The organism is Rhizobium aethiopicum, from assembly GCF_014197535.1.
Lineage (GTDB): Bacteria > Pseudomonadota > Alphaproteobacteria > Rhizobiales > Rhizobiaceae > Rhizobium > Rhizobium aethiopicum_A.
Map to the genome: position 1 here is coordinate 104,197 of NZ_JACIFV010000010.1, position 22,488 is coordinate 126,684.

The 22,488-nt window shown below is 59.0% G+C and carries 20 protein-coding genes and 1 pseudogene; 13 read left to right on the top strand and 8 right to left on the bottom strand.

Features of this window, described 5'->3' with window-relative positions; translation table 11 throughout:
• Positions 1–2 precede the first annotated feature (2 nt).
• Entirely contained in the window at positions 3–4,892 is a 4,890-nt protein-coding gene (locus GGD53_RS15870) for a calcium-binding protein (RefSeq protein WP_184457529.1), read from the bottom strand.
• Between the two features lie 713 nt (positions 4,893–5,605).
• Positions 5,606–6,030, bottom strand: a pseudogene (locus GGD53_RS15875) (transposase); the annotation flags it as partial.
• On the opposite strand from GGD53_RS15875, the gene GGD53_RS15880 reads away from it, so the two are divergent.
• The 13 genes from GGD53_RS15880 to GGD53_RS15940 all read left to right on the top strand — a co-directional run bounded on the left by GGD53_RS15880 (position 5,984) and on the right by GGD53_RS15940 (position 17,509).
• Positions 5,984–6,424 (top strand): hypothetical protein, encoded by a 441-nt coding sequence (locus GGD53_RS15880; RefSeq protein WP_184457531.1) that lies wholly within the window; start codon positions 5,984–5,986, stop codon positions 6,422–6,424. The pseudogene GGD53_RS15875 and the gene GGD53_RS15880 overlap by 47 nt on opposite strands.
• A gap of 101 nt (positions 6,425–6,525) precedes the next feature.
• Positions 6,526–7,512, top strand: a complete 987-nt coding sequence (locus GGD53_RS15885; RefSeq protein ID WP_184457533.1) for a UbiA prenyltransferase family protein — start codon at positions 6,526–6,528, stop codon at positions 7,510–7,512.
• Between the two features lie 2 nt (positions 7,513–7,514).
• The gene (locus GGD53_RS15890; protein WP_246717795.1) at positions 7,515–8,216 is read left to right on the top strand and encodes an HAD family hydrolase; all 702 of its coding nucleotides are present in this window, start codon (positions 7,515–7,517) and stop codon (positions 8,214–8,216) included.
• On the top strand, positions 8,213–8,578 hold the full coding sequence (locus GGD53_RS15895) for a GtrA family protein (protein ID WP_184457535.1): 366 nt from the start codon (positions 8,213–8,215) through the stop codon (positions 8,576–8,578). Before GGD53_RS15890 ends, GGD53_RS15895 begins: the two co-directional genes overlap by 4 nt.
• A gap of 330 nt (positions 8,579–8,908) precedes the next feature.
• Entirely contained in the window at positions 8,909–9,202 is a 294-nt protein-coding gene (locus tag GGD53_RS15900; RefSeq protein WP_184457537.1) for an acylphosphatase, read from the top strand.
• Between the two features lie 129 nt (positions 9,203–9,331).
• Complete coding sequence (locus tag GGD53_RS15905; RefSeq protein WP_184457545.1) at positions 9,332–9,973, top strand: Rieske 2Fe-2S domain-containing protein; 642 nt, start codon at positions 9,332–9,334, stop codon at positions 9,971–9,973.
• Positions 9,970–10,818, top strand: a complete 849-nt coding sequence (locus GGD53_RS15910; protein WP_184457546.1) for an aromatic ring-hydroxylating oxygenase subunit alpha — start codon at positions 9,970–9,972, stop codon at positions 10,816–10,818. Before GGD53_RS15905 ends, GGD53_RS15910 begins: the two co-directional genes overlap by 4 nt.
• Positions 10,815–11,474 carry a glutathione S-transferase family protein gene (locus GGD53_RS15915; RefSeq protein ID WP_184457548.1) on the top strand — a complete coding sequence of 220 codons (660 nt, stop codon included), beginning with the start codon at positions 10,815–10,817 and terminating at the stop codon, positions 11,472–11,474. Before GGD53_RS15910 ends, GGD53_RS15915 begins: the two co-directional genes overlap by 4 nt.
• Before the next feature lies 1 nt (position 11,475).
• Positions 11,476–12,855, top strand: coding sequence for an amidohydrolase (locus GGD53_RS15920; protein ID WP_184457550.1), 1,380 nt, complete (start codon positions 11,476–11,478; stop codon positions 12,853–12,855).
• Between the two features lie 21 nt (positions 12,856–12,876).
• On the top strand, positions 12,877–13,977 hold the full coding sequence (locus GGD53_RS15925; RefSeq protein WP_184457552.1) for a BMP family ABC transporter substrate-binding protein: 1,101 nt from the start codon (positions 12,877–12,879) through the stop codon (positions 13,975–13,977).
• Positions 13,978–13,980: 3 nt separating this feature from the next.
• Positions 13,981–15,501: an ABC transporter ATP-binding protein gene (locus GGD53_RS15930; protein ID WP_184457554.1), complete on the top strand. Its 1,521-nt coding sequence runs from the start codon at positions 13,981–13,983 to the stop codon at positions 15,499–15,501.
• Entirely contained in the window at positions 15,498–16,598 is a 1,101-nt protein-coding gene (locus GGD53_RS15935; protein ID WP_184457556.1) for an ABC transporter permease, read from the top strand. The genes GGD53_RS15930 and GGD53_RS15935 overlap by 4 nt, the downstream gene beginning before the upstream one ends.
• Positions 16,595–17,509: an ABC transporter permease gene (locus tag GGD53_RS15940; protein WP_184457558.1), complete on the top strand. Its 915-nt coding sequence runs from the start codon at positions 16,595–16,597 to the stop codon at positions 17,507–17,509. The genes GGD53_RS15935 and GGD53_RS15940 overlap by 4 nt, the downstream gene beginning before the upstream one ends.
• A gap of 90 nt (positions 17,510–17,599) precedes the next feature.
• Here GGD53_RS15940 and GGD53_RS15945 read toward each other — a convergent pair whose 3' ends face one another.
• Genes GGD53_RS15945 through ugpE form a run of 6 tightly spaced genes read right to left on the bottom strand, consistent with a single transcriptional unit; the run spans position 17,600 to position 22,480 of the window.
• Entirely contained in the window at positions 17,600–18,133 is a 534-nt protein-coding gene (locus GGD53_RS15945; RefSeq protein ID WP_184457560.1) for an NUDIX hydrolase, read from the bottom strand.
• Positions 18,134–18,191: 58 nt separating this feature from the next.
• On the bottom strand, positions 18,192–18,986 hold the full coding sequence (locus tag GGD53_RS15950; RefSeq protein WP_184457561.1) for an HAD-IIB family hydrolase: 795 nt from the start codon (positions 18,984–18,986) through the stop codon (positions 18,192–18,194).
• Positions 18,983–19,765, bottom strand: a complete 783-nt coding sequence (locus tag GGD53_RS15955) for a DeoR/GlpR family DNA-binding transcription regulator (RefSeq protein WP_184457563.1) — start codon at positions 19,763–19,765, stop codon at positions 18,983–18,985. Before GGD53_RS15955 ends, GGD53_RS15950 begins: the two co-directional genes overlap by 4 nt.
• A 9-nt stretch (positions 19,766–19,774) precedes the next feature.
• Positions 19,775–20,524 (bottom strand): glycerophosphoryl diester phosphodiesterase, encoded by a 750-nt coding sequence (locus GGD53_RS15960; RefSeq protein WP_184457565.1) that lies wholly within the window; start codon positions 20,522–20,524, stop codon positions 19,775–19,777.
• 59 nt (positions 20,525–20,583) lie between these two features.
• Positions 20,584–21,630: a sn-glycerol-3-phosphate ABC transporter ATP-binding protein UgpC gene (gene ugpC / locus GGD53_RS15965; RefSeq protein WP_184457567.1), complete on the bottom strand. Its 1,047-nt coding sequence runs from the start codon at positions 21,628–21,630 to the stop codon at positions 20,584–20,586.
• Position 21,631: 1 nt separating this feature from the next.
• The gene (gene ugpE, locus GGD53_RS15970; protein ID WP_184457568.1) at positions 21,632–22,480 is read right to left on the bottom strand and encodes a sn-glycerol-3-phosphate ABC transporter permease UgpE; all 849 of its coding nucleotides are present in this window, start codon (positions 22,478–22,480) and stop codon (positions 21,632–21,634) included.
• Positions 22,481–22,488: the final 8 nt, after the last annotated feature.

A 22,488-nucleotide genomic window follows, 5' to 3' on the forward strand; every position in this document is an offset into this window, starting at 1 on the left:
CATCACGCTGCAGTGGTGAAATGGAAGTCGTCTTGATGGAGGCTTGTCAGCCCTACGTTCTTCAGCGTGATCGAGTTGTTGGCATCGTAAGTGATCAGCGTATCCGCACCGACCTGGCTTGCCGCTGCCATCACAGCGGCAAAGTCGCTGAAAAGGCTCGTGCTGATGTCGAGCACATCCACACTGGCTGCACCGGCCGTGAAATCGGTCAACGTGTCATGACCAAACCCTGCTTTGAACACGAAGGCATCATCGCCTGCGCCACCCGTGAGCGTGTCGTTGCCGAGATAGCCTTCCAGCCGGTTGGCCCCCGAACTGCCGACCAGGATGTCGTCGCCGGTCCCGCCCATCAGCGCTTCGATCGACACCATCGTTTCCGTGGTGCCGCTCGATAGTGCCTTGCCCTGCTGAAGATCCAGCGTCCAGGCGGCTGTCGAATAGCTGAAGTCGGCTGTATCGAAGCCGCTGCCGCCATCGAAACTGTCGAGACCGGCGCCCCCTGCCAAGTTATCGTCGCCAGTGCCCCCGCGCAAAGCGTCGTCACCATCGCCGCCAATGAGGATGTCGTTTCCGTCATTGCCGAAGAGCGTGTCGTTTCCTGCGTCCCCATACAGCGTGTCATTGCCGCCCGTGCCGGTGACGGTGTCATTGCCGACTGTGCCCCGGATCCATGAAGCCGCCTGTATCTGCGTCCGATCCCAGATCGTGCCGTCCGCGAACTGGATCCTCTCCAGGCCGTAATTTGCCGTTGCCGAGTAAAACTGCTCGTCGAGCGTGATGATGGCTCCCGTTTCGTTGACGGTGATGATCGAATGCAAACCCGAACGGCTGAACGTGACGTCGCTGGCATTGAGGTTTGTGAAACGCAGCACGTCAATGTCAACCGTCGAGCTCGACTGGTCATCGATATAGTCGCTGCCGTCACCCTTGGCATAAACATAGATATCGCTGCCCGTACCGCTGTTGTAACGATCATCACCGGTCCCGCCGATAAAAGTGTCACCGTCCGGCGTTCCGGCCAGCGTATCGTTGCCCGCCGTGCCGTAGATGCCGACCATACCCTTAAGCGCCGTATCGAGAGTACCGGACGCACCACCGAGGACCTCGCCATCCTTGAAGACGATCGATTCAACGCCGCCTGCCAGGTTGAACTGGTTCTTGAGCGTGATCGTTTCGCCAGTCGAAAGCACGCGGATGATGACGTCATTGACAGCCGCTGCGGTTCTCTCGAAACGGAGATCGCTCTTGAGAAGGTCATCGAGGCGCAGGATGTCGCTGTCGGCTCCGGATGTCTGCTCGTCGATGATGTCGTTACCGTCGCCTGCAAGATAGATGTAGGTGTCGCCGCCGGCGCCGCCGACCAAAGTATCGTTGCCATGCCCGGCATGCACTTCATCTGCGGCGGACGTGCCGCTGATGGTCTCATTGCCCGGCGTTCCACCGACTGAGGTGATATGGGCGAGGATCGCAGCGGAATCCCATGTTGTTCCGTCCGCAAAAACAAGCCGCTCGACGCCGGTCGAATAGGAGCTGTTTATCGAATTGTACAGGACCACAGATCCACCATCCTCCGCGCCCGGAGAACTCTCTGCGATCAGGATTACGACATGGTTGCCGTTTCGTTCGAGTGTGACTTCAGCGGGGTTGATATCGACCAGTTTCAGTTGGTCCGTGCCTTTGTTGGAGGACTCGGTGATCGTGTCATTGCCGCCGCCGCGGCTGTAATAGTAGGTATCGTTGCTTGCAAAGCCGACGAACGCCTCGTCCGCCGACGTGCTTGTGAGTAGAATACGCGTCCAGTCGGCTGGCCCCCAAACCGTGCCATCGGCAAAGGCAATCGTCTCGACGCCGGCAGAGTAGGAGGCTCCGATACTGCCGACCAATTTCACCGATCCGCCATCACCGGCACCGGGTGAGCTTTCGTTGATCGTGACAATCAGATCCGAACCCTGATAGCTCAGACGCACTTCGGCTGGATTGATGTCGACCAACTTCAGTTGGTCCGTGCCTTTGTTGGAGGCCTCTGTGATCGTGTCGTTGCCGCCGCCGCGGCTGTAATAGTAGGTGTCGTTGCTCGCAAAACCGACGAACGCCTCGTCAGCCGAGGTGCTTGTGAGTAGAATACGCGTCCAGTCGGCTGGACCCCAGACCGTGCCATCGGCAAAGGCAATCGTCTCGACGCCGGCATAGTAGGAAGCTCCGATGCTGCCGACCAATTTCACCGATCCGCCATCACCGGCGCCAGGGGAGCTCTCCTTGATCGTGACGATCAGATCCGAACCCTGATAGCTCAGACGCACATCGGCGGGGTTGATATCGACCAGTTTCAGTTGGTCCGTGCCTTTGTTAGAGGACTCGGTGATCGTGTCGTTGCCGCCGCCACGGCTGTAATAGTAGGTGTCGTTGCTCGCAAAACCGACGAACGCCTCGTCAGCCGATGTGCTGGTGAGCAGAATGCGTGTCCAGTCAGTCGGACCCCAGACCGTGCCATCGGCAAAGGCAATCGTCTCGACGCCGGCAGAGTAGGAAGCTCCAATGCTGCCGACCAATTTCACCGATCCGCCATCACCGGCGCCAGGGGAGCTCTCCTTGATCGTGACGATCAGATCCGAACCCTGATAGCTCAGACGCACATCGGCGGGGTTGATGTCGACCAGTTTCAGCTGGTCCACGCCGTTGTTGGAGACCTCTGTGATCGTATCGCTGCCGCCGCCGCGGCTATAATAATAGGTGTCGTTGCTCGCAAAGCCGACAAAGTTCTCATCCGCTGACGTGCCAGTCAACAGGATCCGCGTCCATTCCTCCGGACCCCAGACAGTACCGTCGGCAAAGGTAATGGTCTCGACGCCGCCATAGTAGGAGGCCCCGAGGCTGCCGACCAGCCGGATCGATCCACCGTCACCGGCATCAGGCGAGCTTTCGTCGATCGTGATGATCAGATCCGATCCCTGATAGCTCAGATGCACATCGGCGGGATTGGCATCGACAAGCCTCAGCTGGTCCGTGCCGTTGTTGGAAAACTCGGTGATCGTGTCGTTGCCGCCGCCCTTCGTATAGAGATATATGTCATTTCCCCCTCCGCCGTTGATGGCTTCATCCAACGATGTTCCCAGTAGCAATTCATGGGCAGCACTGCCGGTCAGGCTATTGCCCAGGCTATCATTTGTAATGACATTGCGACTTTCAGCTACGAGATCGAAGACTTCTTTTTGCGATGCAGTGAGCATGGCAAACTCCGGAATTTCCTCAAGCGATGCTCGGAGTTCGTCGATACTGTTATGAAAAAAATCTACGCGCAGCGCCTTGATGAGCGGGACGGCGGTTTGGAGGAAGTAGCCGACCCCCCTATCCATCGACTTGTCTACAATCGACGAAAGTATTTCTTCAATGTCGCCATCGATAGTGTCAGTCGCGAGGTCGTAGCCAAGGTACTCGAAGGATCCGAGCCAACTGTCGTAAACCGAGATATCGCCTCCGACTGATATCGCGCTGGATACAGCTTGCGAAAGGAAACGCACTTTAAGATAGTCGATGATAGTCTCGTACGCTCCCTCGATTGTGTTTATCGTTGGAGCAGTCAGTCTGTCGAAACCATAGTCGGAGCCGTAGAATGCTTCAACGACTGAGAGATGATTGTCAAAAGAGTTTATATTTGAGTCGAATGTTCTTCCGGTTGCCGACGCAACCCAAGACATGATCAGTTTCTCGAACTTTGTATCAAACCTACCATCTCCGAGCGAAGGAGCCTGAAGTACAAATTCTTTAAATTCCTGAGCAAGATCCCCGTCTAGCGATGCGGAAATCCTGAAGTTCGGTACATCTCCGTAACCGCGCAGCGCGGGCAATCTCATGGCATCTACGGTATAAGAAAAGCCCTCAGGGACTTCATACTGGGAGTGTAACGTCTGGGTGGCGAAGTTGAACTCGGATGCGTAAGCCGTCGTACCATCCGCCCGAGTGAATTCAATTGTTCCAACTAAAAGATTTCCGTTATTGTTTACTTGCTCAGGCTCAAGATCGAGACGAATTGATCCAACTCCCGATTCAGCTAACGTCCGAAGCTCCCCGGCATCCAGTCGACCATTTGCGTTAGAGTCTGTCCAAAGCGAAAGCTCACCGAACGCGCTATCATTGACGTCAAGTACGCCATCACCGTTTTCGTCAATTGCCACTAGGTCGGCGATAGCGTCGCCGCTAATTGCACCGACAAGATCATTCGCCGATACAGACTGAGCATCACCGTCAGCTTCGCGAACCAGCATGGCGTCGCTGCTCACCCATCCTGTCTTGGTCGCAAGCCCATTTCCCGTATAGTCAAAGTATACTTCAGAATTTTCAACCGCTATAGTCTCGATTCCGTTGTCATCTAAGTCGAAGACCAATGGGTCCACCAAGGCAAGGGGATTTGGGAAATAATCCGAAAAAGATGCCGCACCCTCCCCGCCGAGCTGATCCCATGCATATGATACCAGTCCTGCGGTGACCAAACCCGCCAGCAAGGCGGCCCCAGCACCAGCACCGGCCGGCCAGCCGAACGCCGCAGCCAAAGCCAAGGCTGCATCGCCGGCAAGCAGGGCCGCAGCACCATTGGCCCATGACCCTACCGCGCCATCCGTATCTCCTGCCGCCGCCTGCCCTACCGCGGCAAGTGCGCTGATCATAGCGGCAGGACCGGTAACACCATCAAAGTAGGGGCCATACCGAAAAGCAAATTCGGCGGATGACATCGATCTCATTGCCTGCTCAGCAATGCCCATTCCTACCACAGCAGCGTTAGCCTGATCTGATACGAGATTCCCGGCAAAACCCATTGTACTTGCGTAATCGTGAGGTAATCCGTCTCCGAAGCCTAATATTGCATCTACAGCAGCTGAACCGGTGGTAACTGACATCAATTCCTCCTTGACAAGGGATGACGCTCCCCTAAAAGAAATAAACCCATAGCGCGCTGATTTGCTATTTGCAATCACAGGAGGAAGTGGTGGATCAGAAAAAAATGCAGTCGTACAACCAGCGAGCGTCCAAAAGCTTCTACTTTCTTGTCGCACTCTTCATTTGCGTCAGATTTTTAGTTTTCGTTTTTGATATCAAAATTCAAAATACTGGATATTTGGTATTTGGTATTTTTCTCGCAGTTATCATGTTTTTCTACAATTTTCGCCCTAAGGCTGACCTTTTGTTCTTGTTGGAATACAATTCTGATAGAACCGATGACTTATTCGTCTGGTATTTTAAAATAACCTGCGGCGCAGTTCTATTCTACACGGTCATGATATTCGGAACTATTTTTCTGAATTTCGCAAGTCAGACAAGCCCCTCTGCGAACCTAGTGGCAGTGAGCAAGGTCACATCGTTTCTAGTTCTGCCAGTTTTGGCAATAACATTTCCCCGCGTCATAGCGTCATGCAAGTTGTTGCGAGCTGAGTACAAAAAGCTATAGCGGCTAAAATCCCGAAATCTCCCCAAACAATTATCATTTCCTTCAGTAGCGAAGCCTGCTTAAAATAGAAAAGGCGACGGTCGAAAGCCGCCAATTTCAGCGTATAGTATTGGGCTATCAACTTTCCGAAGTTGTGGATCTGCATTCAACTAGAGCAGATCCTGTTCAATCTGGGTCATACCCTGCAGCCCTGAAGTAGTTTGCGCATTCTGCGGGTGTGAAGCGGGGGATCAATGTGCCGACCGCATCCCATAGAGCATCGATCTTTCTCTCCGCCCGAGCCCGCAGCATGGCTAGAATGCGTTTTCAATGGGGTTGAAGTCTGGGCTATAGGGCGGCAGGAACATGAGCATGGCGCCGGCGCGCTCGATGGCGTCGCGCACACCGGATGCCTTGTGGGCCGGCAGATTGTCCATGATGACAACGTCGCCGACCTGAAGGGTCGGCAGCAAGACCTGCTCGACATATGCCAGGAAGACGTTGCCGTTCATGGCTCCATCGTAGACAAACGGGGCAGTCATTCCTGTAAGGCGCAGCGCGCCGGTGAAGGTCGTTGTTTTCCAATGGCCGTGCGGCACGCCAGCTCGGCAGGGGTTTATCGGACAAGCCTACCGTGGAGCGAAAGCGGCCTATGAGCGCAATATCTGGTCGAAGGTCTGGTTTCGGCGAATGCGAGACGCGAAAGACAGGGAGAGCTTTTGGCAGTCTTCGGTGATGCTTTCAAAGATCGTTGACGCTCGTCTTGATGTCTGGTCGTTCAGTCTCGGTAGCGGAAGCGAAGTCTCTGACGCGTTCGAGCTCACTGTGAAGGCAGAGCTCGAACGCCGGATCGAGAAGTGGCAAAAAGAGCGGGAGAAAAAACTTTTTGGGGACGCGACGCCGTCGAGCGCCTTCCTCTCCGACCCTCTCCCTCGCCCGCCGCTTTCGCCGCGCCTTGTCCCTTCTTTTCTCGCTCTTTCCCCACCCGGCATAGGCCGGCGGTGAAAGCATACACTCGGCCCCGGGAATTATTTCGAAACCTATGACGTGTATCTGTTGGATGGTGATCGGAATTAGACCGTCTGACGGTGAAGGAGGCGTCTGGTATGAACACAGGCTCGAGTGACCGCAGCGTCCCAGCATCAGGGCGAGCGGGCTTGCGCGACTATATCGCCATTGCACGGCTCGATCACAGCACGAAGCATGTCTTCATCGTTCCGGGCATCATCCTCGCCTATCTTCTGCGCGGGGTCAGAAACGACGACCTGGCGTCTTCGGTCCTGCTTGGCCTTGTGACCGCGCTCTGCATCGCCTCTGCGAACTATTGCATCAACGAGTGGTTCGACCGCGAGTTTGACCGGCATCACCCGACGAAATCGCAGCGGTCCGCCGTGCAAAGCGCGATGAACGGCAGGCTGGTTCAGCTTGAATGGACCGTGCTGCTCATCGTCGGCCTCGGCTGCGCCATTCTCTCAAGCAAACTCCTCTTCTGCGTCGCCTGCCTGTTTGCGATTCAGGGAATCCTCTACAATCTCGACCCGATCAGAAGCAAGGACAAGGCCTATCTCGACGTCATCTCGGAATCGATCAACAATCCGATCCGCCTGGTGATCGGCTGGTCGATGATCGACCCAACGAGCCTGCCGCCGGGATCGATCATTCTCGCCTATTGGTTCGGCGGCGCGTTCCTAATGGCGGCCAAGCGCTTGTCGGAATATGACGAGATCGTCGCGTCCCATGGCAAAGAACTGCTGTCGCGCTACCGGGCGAGTTTCGCTCGGTATACACAGGTCTCGCTGACCGCCTCCTGCATTGCCTATTCACTGTTTTCGATTGCGTTCCTGTCCGTCTTCCTGGTCAAGTATCGCATCGAATACATGCTCGTCCTGCCCTTCGTCGTTGCCCTCTTTACTGCCTATTTCGTGATGGCGACGAAACCGGGCTCTACGGCGCAAAAACCGGAGAAGCTCTTCCGCGAGCCAGGGCTGATCGCAATCGTCATGGCCCTGGTGGCCGCCTTCATCTTCACGACATTCGTCGACATTCCGCTTTTAGTGACCCTGACCGAGCAGCACTACATCACCATCCGATGATCATGGCGAAGGATATCGACTGGGGCAGTATCCGTTTCGTCGTCTTCGACGTCGACGGAACGCTATATAGCCAGAGGAGGCTGCGCCTTCGGATGGCGGGCGAATTGATCGCTCATGCTGTGGCGCGGGGCAGTCTAACCAATCTGCGTGTGCTTCGTGCATATCGTTCCTTGCGCGAAACCATCGGCGAGGAGGAAATCGACGACTTTCAGGTGAACCTGATGGCGCGTATCGTCGCGCGAACTGGCGAACCTGCCGAAAGGATAGAGGCAATTGTCAGCGAGTGGATCGGCCGCCGTCCGCTCGCTCATCTCGCATCCTGCCGGTATGACGGGCTGGTCGAGCTGTTTGCCGGTCTTAGACGGCAGAACAAGGCGATCGGGATCTATTCTGATTATCCTGCCGAAGAGAAGCTGCAGAGGATGAACTTGTCGGCCGATTACATATTGACCGCAGGCGATCCCGGCGTCGGCATCCAGAAACCTCATCCACGCGGACTGCAGATGCTGATGCAGCGCGCCGGTGTCGGTCCGGCGCAAACCGTGCTGATCGGCGACAGACCGGAGCGAGACGGTCTTGCGGCGCGGCGCGCCGGTGTCCTGCCGCTCATTCGCTCCAACGTACCGCGGGAGGACTGGCTGACCTTTTCAACCTATTCGGACCCAGTGTTCGCGGCGCTTCGGACAGAGGAAACATCCGGATGATCTTTTCCAAGGCTATCCGTTATGTATTCACCGGGGGGCTCGCTGCATTCGTCGACCTCACGATGTTTCGCTGCGTGCTGGCGCTTGGCCTGCCGCTCGGCCTTTCGGCGACATCGAGCTGGCTGGTCGCGGCCGCCGTCAATTACAGCGTCACCAGCCGCTATGTCTTTAATCAGGCAATAAGCCGCAAGCGCGCTTCACTGTTTCTGATCGGCGCGCTCGTCGGCTTGTCCATCAACGTCTGTGTGACGCTGATCCTCGCGCAGCAGGTCGGGCTCTCGCCCTTATGGGCAAAGTTTTTCGGCATAGGGACGGCCTTCACCTTCAATTTCCTGATAAACCTTCTCTGGGTGTTCAGGTGAGGCCCGCAAGCGACATGCGCGCGCCATAAGTTTCCGCCCAAGGACCGTGCCTGCAATAGCAGCAAGTCTCCGGCTGAAGGGTCATCGAGGTCGGTCGTCACCTCCTTCCGCTTTACCTAGTCGACCTGAAGAATCTGCAGCTCATTTTCTGAGATGCGGCCTTTGACGACCGCTATGGAGGCGACGGCTGATGTCACCTTCTCCACGGAGCTGGGCAGGATTGCTATCTGGAGGCATCTATCGGTGGAATGACCAGAACCTTCCCTCATGGCCCTTTCACAAGGGCGACGAAGCGCTATGCTGTCATCACAGGACGAGCGAGAGAATTCCATGCGACGATCACGGCAGAGCGAGTTGCGCGAACGGATCACCATCATTGGCGACGTCAACTCCGCGTCGTTCGTCCCGTGGATTCGCCGTCATGCCGACAAGCTCGGCCTTTCCCAGAATTTTCTGCATGCCGGCGCCGAACGGATCGAACTCGAGGTCGCAGGGCCTGTCGAGCTGATCGACATGCTGGAAATGGGATGTTCGCTGGGGCCGATCGATGTCTGGGTCGATCAGATTCAGCGCAGGATTGTAGATCCCGTCTCGACACCGAAGCCCGAACGGCATCTGAGTTGATGCCGTTTATTTAATCATTGTTGCCAATGCGAATTTTTTATGCAAGCCTCAAAAGCTGGGACTGCAATTGCTGGCGCCGGCACCAAACCGCAGCGCCAGGCCACTGGTAAGATTAAGGAATTAACCGTCATGCCTTCCGATACGGCCGGCTCCTGGACGCCTGTCGCTCTTTCTGCCGATCTGCCGCCGGCAACCGTGATCCCGGCCTGGACACCCGCAGGATCGATTGCTCTCTGGCGCAGTCAGTCCGGGCGCCTATCGGCATCGTCCGATCGCTGCCCGCATCGGGGGATGCGGTTATCGCATGGCTTCGTGCGCGGCGAGGCTCTCTCCTGCATCTATCATGGCTGGAGCTATTCTCCGGCGGGAGGATGCATCCGTATTCCGGCTCATCCCGATCTCGTCCCGCCGGAAACGATCCGCGTGGCGGTTCAGCAGGTCGAAGAACAGGGCGGCATCATCTGGGTGGCGGTCGGAGAATCGGCTCTCCGGCCGCCACGCCTCGATCATCTCGTGCCAATACGCTCGCTGACGCTCAATGCCGACATTGCGGCGATCGAAGCGGCCGCCGGCGAAAAAGCTGATGCGGGCGGGCTGATCCGCCTGGCTGATTGTCCCTGGGTGCGGGTGCTGCCGACGGCGCAGATCGGCTCTACGCTTATTCACGTCCTAATCGAACGGGGTCGCAACGCCGCGGATCGGGTTACGGCGTCCCGCATTGCCGAAGCCCTGCGCCGCCGGGTGGAAACAAGCCAGAAGGATGTCGCATGAAAGGGGCCGGTGCGATGATCGATGAATGGTACCCGGTGGGGCTCTTCAGTAAGCTCACCGAGGCAGGAAGCAAGACCGCCTTGATGGGCGAGCCCATAGAGGTGATGCGCACGGCTGATGGTGCGGCGCGGGTCACATCGGGCGATGGACGTGCCCTGCCCGTCCGCGTCCGCTATGGTCACGTCTGGTCTTCTCTTGGCACCCCCGCCAAGGAGCTCTTCGCCATTCCCGAAGCCGATCAGCCCGGCCGCCGCTTTGTCGACGTTGGGGTCGTGCGAGTACGCTGCTCTCCCTTAAGAGCAGTCGAGAACTTCCTCGATATCGCGCATTTTCCTTTCGTCCATACCGATATTCTCGGCGCCGAACCGCACACGGAGGTCGAAAATTACAAAGTCGAGATCCGCGAGGAGGAGGATGAAGTCTGGGCGACGCAGGTGAAGTTCTACCAACCGCAGGCTGCAAAGTCGGCGACCGGCGGGATAACCACCGAGTATATGTACCGGGTGCCGGCCCCGACCTGCTCGGTGCTTTACAAGACCTGCCCTCCCCGCCCGGAGGAGTGGGATGTCATAACTCTGTTCGTCCAGCCGCTTGCGGAAGACCTTTGCGATGTGTGGCCGTGGATGGCCCTCTTCGACGACGTGACGCCAATGACAGACCTCATCCATTTTCAGCAAATGATTTTCCTGCAGGATCGGTCGATCCTCGAAAACCAGATCCCGGCACTTCTGCCGCTCGATCCCGGCATGGAAATTCCGACCAGGGCCGACCTGACCTCGATCGCTTACCGGCGCTGGCTGAAGCGCCACAACTATCTCTATGGCGCGCAGCTGGTCGCACAATGAAGCTCTACGACTACATCCTCTCACCGAGCTGCTACAAGATCCGCCTGATGGCTGCGATCCTCGGTGTCAAGCTGGACATCCGCCCGGTCGACTTCCATCCCGGCATGGAACATCGCGGTCCTGAGCTTATGGCGCTCAATCCGGCCGGCTCGATCCCGATCCTCGTGGACGGTGATCTCGTGCTGACCGAATCTTCGGCCATGCTGGCATTTCTCGCCGCGCGGAGCGGGCCTGATTGGCTGGGTCTGAACGCGCCCGAGGAAGCGGCGCGCGTGCAACAATGGCTCTCTTTTTCGCATCGGCTGACGACAAATCTCGGTGGGGCACGGCTGCATCAGATGCTGCTGCGCCCCGGCAATATCGAGGCCCTGCAGGCACAAGGGATCGCGGCGCTGCGCGAACTCGAAGCCGGGCTTTTTGAGCAGCGGCTCCGCGACATGCGGTTTCTGGCGTCGGACCATGCGACGATCGCCGACATCGCCTGTTTCCCGTATGTGGCGCTGGCGCCGGATGGCGGAATCTCGCTCGACCCCTATCCGAACATTAGGCTTTGGCTGCGTGCCATCCGCAGCCTTGAAGGTTTTATCGAAATGCCCGGCATCCACCGGCTGCACGAATTGAAGCCCGACCCTCATCCCGCCAACGAGGAGAGGTGAGATGACAGGCTACCTGCTGAAAAACTGCGCGGCCATTATCGTCGACGACAGCAACGGACCGGCCGTGCGCCGGAACGCCGATCTGCTGACCAGCGGTCCGGCGATCCAGGCGATCGGACAGAACTTGTCGCAAGAGGCCCTGCCTGCCGATACGATCGTCCAGGATGCATCCGGCTGGTTCGTCTATCCGGGCCTCGTCAACACCCATCACCACTTCTTCCAATGCTTCGTGCGAAATCGGGCCGATCTCGACTGGACGAAGCTCTCCGTGATCGAATGGCTCGACCGAATTTATCCGATCTTCTCACGGTTGAACGAGGATTGCTTCTATCATTCGTCGGTCACAGCTATGGCCGAGATGATCAAGCATGGCTGCACGACAGCCTTCGACCACCAATATTGTTTCCCCCGGCACGCCGGAAAGCGTCTGATCGATCGCCAGTTCGAGGCGGCCGATCTCCTCGGCATGCGTTTCCACGCCGGCCGCGGTGGCAACACGCTGCCGAAGTCCGAGGGCTCGACGATCCCGGACGCCATGCTGGAAACCACGGACGAGTTCATCGCCGATTGCGCCCGGCTGATCGACAGCTACCACGATGCCGGCGCGTTCAGCATGCGGCAGGTGGTCGTTGCCCCTTGCCAGCCCGTCAATTGCTACCGCGAAACCTTAGTCGAGTCGGTTGCGCTCGCCCGTGATCGCGGCGTCAGGCTGCACACACATGTCGGTGAAGGCGAAAGTCCCGTCATCCAAGCACGGCATGGAATGCGTACGGTCGACTACTGCGCCGAACTCGGCTTTGCCGGGCCTGACAGCTTTTATGCCCACTGCTGGGAGCTGACACACGACGAATTGCGCAAGATGGCGGCAAGCGGCACGGGTGTCTCCCATTGCCCAGAACCGGTCTATCTGGTCGGCGCCGAAGTGACGGACATTCCCGCGATGGCGGCTTTCGGTCTGCGTATCGGGCTCGGCTGCGATGGCGCGGCCTCGAACGACAATTCCAACCTCATGCACTGCATCCACTCTGCCTATATGCTGCAGTGCCTGACGGCCTCGACGCGCGCCCATCCGGTTCCCGCGCCGGTCGATTTCCTGAGCTATGCGACCACGGGCGGCGCAAGTCTGCTTGGACGCAACGACATCGGCCGGCTTGGGCCCGGCATGGCCGCCGACCTCTTCGCCATCGATACAAGGCGCATGGACTATGTCGGAACCCGCCACGACCCGTTGAGCCTGATTGCCAAGGTTGGGATCGGCATGCCGACCGATCTCACCATGATCAACGGCCGCATCGTCTGGCAGGCCGGCGAATTTACCGGCCTCGACGAAGGTCAGCTTTTCGCCGCCGCGGAAGCGGCGCTCGCGACAGTCGAATTCTAAAAACCAAAAGAGGGAACTGACATGTCAACCAATTTCACCCGCAGAACACTGATGAAGAGTGCGGCGGCTGCCGGTCTCGCGACGGCCTTTGCCGGCCGCTCAGCGCTTGCCGCCGACGAACCGCTCGGCATCGCGCTCGTCGTTCCCTCGCCTATCGGCGACGTCGGGTGGGGTCATGCACTTGCCGCCGGCATCGATCCGATCAAGGCCGCCTATGGCGACAAGGTGAAGGTCACGGTCATCGAGAACATCGCCGAAGGACCGGACGCCGACCGCATCATGAACAAGACCGTCGCCGACGGAAATCATTTCCTGATCGCCGGCTCCTTCGGCTATCAGAATGGCGCGCTGCAGATCGCCCGCCGCAATCCGAAGGTGAGCGTCCTGCATGCGTCAGGCTTCCAGGTCGCACCAAACTTCTCGCCCTTCGCCGCGAAATATTTCCAGGGAACCTACCTGCTCGGCATGGCGGCGGCGGCCGTTTCCAAGACCGGCAAACTCGGCTCGGTATCGGCCTTCGCCATTCCCGAGCTGATCACCTCCGTCAACGCCTTCACGCTCGGCGCGCAGGCCGTCAAGCCGGATGTCGAAGTGTCTGTCGTCTGGGTCAATTCCTGGTTCGATCCGGCCAAGGAGCAGGAAGCCGCCAAGGCGCTGATCTCGCAGGGCTGCGACGTGATCTTCTCGAATGCGCAGGATACCCCTTCGGTGATCTCGGCCTGCGAGGAAGCCGGCGTCTATGCCTTCAACCTCAACTCGTCGATGAAGAAATATGCCGAGAAGACCTATCTCGGCTGCATCGCCACCGACTGGTCGCCCTTCTTCAAGGCGTCGGTCGACGCGCATCTTGCTGGCACCTTCAAGGGCGCCAACGCCTTCCTCGGCGTTGCCGACAAGGTCGTCCAGGTCGTCGATTGGAACCCGGCGATCCCGGCCGATATTATGACCAAGATCAAGGAAATCGAGGCCAAGATTGCCGATGGCAGCTTCTCGCCGTTTACCGGTCCGATCACCAAGGCTGATGGGAGCGAAGGTGCCGCCTCGGGTACGACTCTGACGGACGCAGAGATCGTCGCGATGGACTGGCACGTCAAGGGTGTCACGACGCCGCTGCCGAAGTAAGCCATGGTAAGCCCGCTCCTGTCGCTGCGCGGCATTACCAAGAGCTATGGCCCGGTCGATGCCAATCAGCAGATCGATCTCGACGTCGCTGCCCGCTCCATCCATGCCATCCTCGGAGAAAACGGGGCTGGCAAGTCGACGCTGATGAAGCTGATCTACGGCGTCGAGCAGCCGGACAGCGGCACCGTCGCTTGGAATGGTAAAGCCCTCAGCCTTGCCTCTCCCGCAGAGGCAAGGCGTGCCGGTATCGGGATGGTGTTCCAGCATTTCTCGCTGTTCGAGAGCCTGACAGTCGTGGAGAATATCCGCCTGATCGTGTCCGGCAAGAAGAGCGAGCTTGCAGAGCGCGTTCGCAAGCTCGGGCATGAGTTCAGCCTCGAGGTCGATCCACACGCTCATATCCATTCGCTTTCGGTCGGCGAGAGGCAGCGGGTGGAAATCATCCGATGCCTGATGACCGATCCGAAACTGCTCATCCTTGATGAGCCCACCTCGGTGCTGCCGCCGCAGGCGGTGGAAAAGCTGTTCGAAACATTGCGCCGACTGCGGGACGGCGGCGTGTCCATCCTGTTCATCTCCCACAAGCTGGAAGAAATCCAGTCGCTCTGCGATCGCGCCACGATCCTGCGCGGCGGACGCGTGACCGGCCACGTCGATCCCCGCGAACATGATGCCCACGAACTTGCCCGTTTGATGATCGGCCGCGACATGCCGGAACCGATGCCTGCACTGCCTTTGGTCGAAGGTGAAAAGCGCCTGGAGCTCGTCGGGCTCGATTATCGGACGGATCCTTTCGCCGTGCCGCTTTCCAACATCAGCCTGGCCGTGCGCGCCGGCGAAATCCTCGGCATTGCCGGGATTTCGGGAAATGGTCAAAGCGAACTCGCGGCGCTGATTTCAGGCGAGACTCTGTTGCCGCGGGATCAGCGCGACCAGATTTTCATGATGGGTCAGGATGTCGGCACACTCGACTCTGCGGCCCGCCGTCGTCTCGGTTTCGCCTTCGTCCCGGAGGATCGGCTCGGTCGCGGCGCGGTTCCCGAGATGTCGCTCACCCTCAATAGCCTGCTGACTGCCCATCCGCTGAACCTTGTGAAGCATGGCCTGCTCGATAAGGTGAGGGCGAAGGCCTTCACCAGTGATTGCATCCGGGACTTCGATGTGCGCACGCGCGGTCCGGGGGCGGAGGCCGGCTCGCTTTCCGGCGGCAATCTGCAGAAGTTCATTGTCGGACGCGAAATCATGCTGGCGCCGAAGCTTCTTTTCCTCGCCCAGCCGACCTGGGGCGTCGATATCGGTGCGGCCGCGGCGATCCGCAAGCGGCTCATGCGCCTTCACAACGAGGGCGTGGCGATCCTCGTCATTTCCGAAGAACTCGAGGAACTGTTTGAACTGAGCGACTTTATCCAGGTCCTGCACCACGGCACACTGAGCCCGCCGCTGGTCACGCGTGATACCGATCCGGAAGAGATCGGCCGATACATGATCGGAGCCCAGCCGCAGCGCCAGAAAGTCACCGCATGAGCAGACCGTTCCTCGCTGCCCTGCCCGTTCTGGTCCGCCGAGAGCGGGCCTCGCTTGCCGCAACCCTTCTGGCGCCGCCCATTGCCGTCGTCGTCACCGTCATTCTCAATCTCGGGCTTTACGTTGCCATGGGGCGCGATCCGGCTGCGGTGGTCTATGCAATGCTGATCGAACCCTTTTTCTCGTGGGCGTCGTTCTCCGAAGTGCTGTTGAAGACCGCTCCCCTACTCGTCATCGCGCAGGGGCTTGCGATCGGCTTTCGCGCCAAGGTGTTCAATATCGGTGCGGAGGGACAATTCGTGCTCGGGGCGATCTTCGCTTCCGCCATTCCGGTCTGGTGGCCCGGCGCGACCGGCCAATGGATCTGGCCAGTGATGCTGCTGCTCGGCGTGATAGGCGGCGCATTATGGGCGTCCCTCACTGCCTTCTGGCGCGTCCGGCTCAATGCAAACGAAATTCTCGTATCGCTGATGCTGAGTTTTGTCGCCGTGCAGCTCCTCAATTATCTGCTGCTCGGCCCCTGGAAGGATCCGAACGGCTTCAACTTCCCGCAGTCCGTCATGTTCCAGTACGACGCAATGGTGCCGATCCTGATCGAGGGAACGCGCGTCAATGTCGCGCTCATCCTCGCCGTTCTCCTGTCGATCGCCGCATGGGTGCTCACGCAGAAGAGCTTCATCGGCTACAAATTGCAGGTCGGCGGACTGGCGCCGCGCGCCGCGAGCTATGCCGGCTTCCGGGAAAGCTGGGCCATCTGGCTTTCCCTGCTGATCGGCGGAGCCGCAGCCGGTCTTGCCGGTGCAGCCGAGGTCGCCGGTCCGCTTGGCCAGCTGCAGCGCTCGATCTCAACCGGCTATGGCTATGCGGCAATTATCGTCGCCTATCTCGGCGGATTGCACCCGATCGGCATCGTTGTCTCTGCGGTTGTCATGGCCGCGCTCTATATCGGCGGCGACAACGCCATGGTCTCCGCCAATCTGCCGGTTGCGGCGGTCCGGGTTTTCCAGGGCAGCCTGCTCCTTGCCTATCTGGTGGCCATCGCCTTCGTACGCTACCGTCTTGCTTGGCGGCCTGCAGCGACGAGGAGCCCGACATGAACGCCGTCGAGTTCGTTCTGGCAGGCATGCTGGCGGCTGCGACACCCTTTCTCCTGGCCGCGCTCGGAGAACTTATCGTCGAGCGTGCCGGCGTGCTCAATCTTGGCGTCGAGGGGCTAATGGCATTCGGTGCCGTCATCGCCTTCATCATCGTCTATCACGGCGGCGGGCATTTTCTGGCCTTTCTCGCCGCCGGCCTCGGCAGTCTGCTTCTGTCCCTGATCTTTGCGGCGATTGTCCTTGGTTTCAACGCAAACCAGGTCGCGACCGGGCTGGCGATCGGCATTCTCGGCCAGGGCCTGTCGGCGTTGTTCGGCAAGACCTATGAGAGCCTTACGGTCAAAGCCCTGCCGAAAATCGCCATTCCCGGCCTCTCCGATATTCCCGTCATCGGCGGCCTCTTTACCCAGGATATCGTCGTCTGGCTTTCACTGCTCGTGACCGCAGCCATCTGGGCGATGTTTGCCTATGGCAAGGTTGGCCTGATCATCCGCGCCGTCGGTGAAAACCCGAAAGCGGCGCATGCTATCGGCTACCCGGTCATCGCCATCCGCTTCGCCGCGGTCGCAGTCGGCGGAATGATGGCGGGCTTTGCGGGCGCTTATGCCGCGACGATCTACACGCCGCTCTGGGCCGATGGGATGATTGCCGGCCGCGGCTGGATTGCGATTGCGCTCGTCGTCTTCGGAACCTGGCTGACCGGCCGCATCTTTGTGGGGGCATGCCTGTTCGGCGCAGTATCGCTGATGGGGCTTGCCGCCCAGGCAACCGGCCTCGACGTCTCGTCGCAGCTGCTCGCATGCCTGCCCTATCTGGTGACGATCATCGTGCTCGGCATCATTTCGGCGGATCGCCGCCTGCTTAAACTCAATGGCGTCGCCTCGCTCGGCGAGCCGTTCGAGCGATCATGATGAAGCCCGTCGGCGTCGGTGGCAATTGAGAGACAACGCGCTTTCCGAACGTAGCCGCGAACCGTCAGAACGAGAGGCCGCATAATCGTATCAGCCGAGGTCAGACTTCTTCTGCCCCTGAGGTTCAAATTCGACGAGCAGCGACTTGAGTTCGACCTCCCGAACGCGTCGCGCCGCCTCATCAGGGCTGACCCATTCGAGAATACGCTGGCCCTGCTCCTTGAAGTCATTTTCGATCTCGGTGACTTCAATCTGAAACACGTCGACGATACATGGCGCCACATCGCCGTCGTCGAATTCCTTCAGATAGGTATAGCGGCCGACTGGTTTCTTCCTCGCTGCCCCGCGCACGCCCGCTTCCTCCCAGGCTTCGATCGCAGCGGCTTCGAATGGTTTCTTCCCTTTCATCGGCCATCCCTTCGGTATGACCCAGCGCGCGCGCTCGCGCGATGTGATCAGGAGAATTTCGATCTTCGGCCCGCCATTGCGATAGCGGAAGCAGATGGCGCCGTACTGTTGGCGAAACGCGCCGGCGAACAGCTTCGCAGGAACCGCAGCGAGCTGCCGCAGCAATGGCTGAGACTTGTCTGGTCGCGACTTGCCGCGTTTTTTCGTAGGCTTCATGACACTCCGTCTCCAGCGCATCGTGCAGCCGCGCATGGCGTTGTGGGCAGCTCGCGGTTTATTTGCCGGTAGCCCTGGCACTTAGGATCGTTCTCGCGATGTCGGCAAAACCAAGTCCCGCGGGCTGAGAGGAGATCCACCTCGGCACATGCTGCAGATGCGGGAGTACAGGAAGGATATTGCCGACGCCGAAAGAGTTTCGGATGAAACCGAACATCGGCGCGTCGTTGCGAGAATCGCCGACGAATGCCGTGACGGAAGGCAATTCAGCGGGGTCGACCCTGAATATGCCGGTCAGGAGGCGCTCGCTCATGGCGCGTTTGTCATAATCGCCAATCCAGGTGTTGATGTGGATGGAACTGATGGCGACGGTCCCGCCGATTGACCTGATATTGAATGCCAGATCTTCGACGTCCTGCGTAGCATGACCTTGAATGTCGATCGCGACGTCAGCCAGGCGGAACACCTGGTCGTGAGCAATCTTGAACGTACCGCCCTTTTCCGAGATCAGTCTTTCGATCGCCTCCAGATGCTGACGCTGACGCTCGCCCTGCAGCGCGCGGTTTTCCCAGAAGTCGAAAACCACCTCACCGCTGCGGCGGGTGACGCAATAGGCACCACTTTCGCCGATGACCGCGGCAACGGGCCAGGCACGGACGATGTGTTCGCACCAGCCGGCAGAACCACCCGTGACCGGCACGACGGCGATGCCGGCCCGGCTGAGCTCCCAAAGAGCGTCATAGGTGCGCGGCAGAAGCTTGCCGTCGGTCGTCAGCGTATCATCGACATCGGTGAAGAGATAACGCACATGCTGCAATTCCTGCGCAGAGGGTGCCAGATCTATGAACGTCACGTCATGTCCTCGCAGGTGACTACCTCCATGCTGCTCTCGGCCAGCACAGCAGCGACCGACGGATCAGGCGGCAGCCTGTCTGTGTAAAAACGGGTGATTTTATTGAAAGGTGCCACGCGCACCGCCGCGTGGCGGGTCCATTTGCTGACGTCTGCGGCCAAGAGACGCGTTTGCGAATTCTCCAGAAGCGCATTGGTGATCTGCGCCTCGCTATAGCTGAAGTCCATCAGGCCGTTCACCGGACTCAGCGCACCGGCACCGACGACGGCGTAAGTCGCATAGAACTTTTCCACGAACTTGATTACATCGCTGCCGACCACGTCGCGGTCGTCATGGCGTAGAAGGCCGCCGGTGAGATGGACCTCGACACTCGGCGATTCACAAAGGGTCAGAGCGACATGGATATTATTGGTGATAACGGTCAGCCCCTGGTGATCGCGCAACGCCTCCGCGACGAATTGAACCGTGCTGCCGATCCCCAGGAATACCGTCGCATCCGAGCCGAGATCGGCGGCGACCCGCTTGGCGATCAGCCGCTTGGCGCGCCGGTTCAGTTGGGCGCGGGCGTTCAGTGAAATATTGCTGCCTTCGACCGGCACATCGACACCGCCGTGAAAGCGGCGGGCGTGCCCGAGATCACACAGGGCATTGATATCACGGCGGATCGTCTGGGTCGTCAGATCGTAACGGCGCGCCAGATCATCGATATACTGGACGCCCTCCGTTTCGATCAGCGCAAGTATTTCGCGTTGTCGGCTCGATATGACCCGCTGCCCCATCGCTATTTCCTATGAGAGATAGACACTCGGGTCGTCTGTTATCACACCGGTCAAGCCGACAGGCCAAAAAGATGCGAGGAGCTTCGGGTCGTTGCAGGTCCATGCCCGTACCTTGATTCCCCGGTGCGCCGCCTCCTCAAGGAAACCGATGCTGAGAGACTTGTAACCAAGATGGACCGTTCTTGCGGGAATTGATTGGAGAACATCACTCCAGTCATCCGGCAGTCTGCTCCACAACATGGCAAGCTCGTAACTCGGATCGATTTCGTGCATGCGCCTCAGCGCCGCCGCGTCGAAGCTCGATATCATGATCTTGGTCTGCGGCGCGCGCGCCTTCAGATGCTCGTCGACGGTCTTCACCAGCTGGTCGAGAGATTTGTGATGCGGATGCTGCTTGATCTCGACATTGGCATTCAATCCCAGCTCACCCAATGCGGACAGGACCTCGGCAAGGGTCGGCAAGGGTTCGCCCTTGAAACGGGCATCGAACAACGCGTCGGCATCGATCTTCTGAAGGTCGGATGCGGTGAGATCGCTGAGCTTGCCGGTCGACGAGGAGCAACGATCGACCGACACGTCGTGGATGACGACCGCGGTCCCATCGCCAAGCAGCGCGACGTCCAGTTCGATCCATTCGGCGCCCTGGCCGGCAGCCGCCCGAAACGCGGCAATCGTGTTTTCCGGGGCGACAGCGGATGCGCCTCGATGTGCTTGAACCTCACTGCGGCCGGGTTCGCATCGCGGCTCTGACTTTGGCATGTCTTTCTCTTTCCTCACTTTTCGACGCTGCAGATGTCGGACAGCTCTATCCGGCCGTTTCAGTCCGTGCGTCGTCCAGTCTTGCTGTTGAAGGGATGCATCTGATCAATCCGCGCGAAGATCTCGATCTTGGCAGTCTCGGCGAAGTCCGGCCGGCCCTGAACCGTCAGGACGACCGTCTGCTGGCCCTCCCCCAGTCTGACATGCAGGTGGCTTTCGCCGCCGATCGGCTCGAGCAATTCGACGATGGCGTTCAGACGAACGGAAGGCTCGCTGGGCTTTGTGATGAGAAGAGCATCCGGCCTGAGACCGACAATGTCCGTCCCGTCAGGCAAGGCCAAGACGTTCCTGGCATCGGCCGCACCCAGAACCTCGATCGGCACGAGGTTCATCGGGGGAGAGCCAATGAAGCCGGCAACGAACAAACTTGCCGGACGGTCGTAGACTTCGACCGGCGTTCCCACTTGTTCGACCAGTCCGCCATTCATGACGACGAGCCGGTCGGCAAGCGTCATCGCTTCGAGCTGGTCATGGGTGACGTAGATGCTGGTGGTCCTCAGACGGCGTTGCAGCCGGCGTATTTCGACCCGCATCTGCACGCGCAGCTTGGCATCGAGATTGGACAGGGGCTCGTCGAAAAGAAACGCCGCCGGTTCGCGCACGATGGCCCGTCCCATCGCGACGCGCTGGCGCTGTCCTCCCGACAGTTCGCGCGGCTTGCGATCCAGCATCGGCCCGATTTCGAGGATGTCGGCCGCTTCCTTGACGCGGCGATCGATTTCCGCCCGCGGCGTGCCGCGGTTCTTCAGGCCATATTCAAGATTTCCGCGCACCGTCATATGCGGATAAAGCGCATAATTCTGGAAGACCATGGCGATATCGCGCTCGGCCGGTTCCGCCTTGTTGACGTTACGGCCGCCGATTTCGACCTGGCCGCCGGTGATCGACTCCAATCCGGCAATCATGCGCAGCAAGGTTGACTTGCCACAGCCGGAAGGCCCGACGAGTACGATGAATTCACCGTCTTCGACAGCCAGGTTGATGCCTTTGACGGCAGGAATCGAACCATAGTTTTTCTTGACGTCGACGATATTGATCGGGGCCATTTCATTTCTCCGTTTCGACCAGGCCTTTGACGAAAAGGCGTTGCATGGCGACGATGACGAGGACGGGCGGCAAGGCGGCAAGGATGACCGCTGCCATGACGAGATTCCAGCGCGGCTCGGCATCCGCGACCGCGGCCATGCGCTGGATACCCATGACGACGGTGTAGAGGCTCTGGTCGGTCGTAACGATGAGCGGCCACAGATACTGGTTCCAGCCGAGCACGAACAGGATAATGAACAAGGCTGCTATGTTGGTCACCGATAGCGGTAACAGGATATCGCGGAAGAATTTCATCGGCCCCGCCCCGTCGACGCGCGCAGCCTCCATCAGCTCGTCGGGCACGGTGAGGAAAAACTGTCGAAACAGGAAGGTGGCCGTCGCCGACGCGATCAGCGGAATGATGAGCCCGCCATAATTGTTCAGCATTCCGAGGTCGGCGACCACCTTGTAGGTCGGCACGATGCGCACCTCGACCGGCAGCATCAGGGTAATGAAGATCATCCAGAAGGCGAGCGTGCGAAAGGGAAATCGGAAATAGACGATGGCGAAGGCGGAAAGGATGGAAATGGCAATCTTACCGACCGCGACACCCACCGCCATGATCAATGAATTGATGAGCATCGGCCCGATCGGCGGCGCGCCGGAACTCGTCATTCCCGATGATAGCATGGTCGAATAATTCTCGAGGATGTGCGGTCCCGGCACCAGCGGCACGACACCGGACAGAAAGTCGTTGGGACCGTGGCTCGAGGCGACGAAGGCGATATAGACCGGGAAGATCACGATCGTGACGCCGAGGATAAGGACGAGGTGAGCCAGGAAATTCAGGAAAGGACGATTTTCAACCACCTTTGACT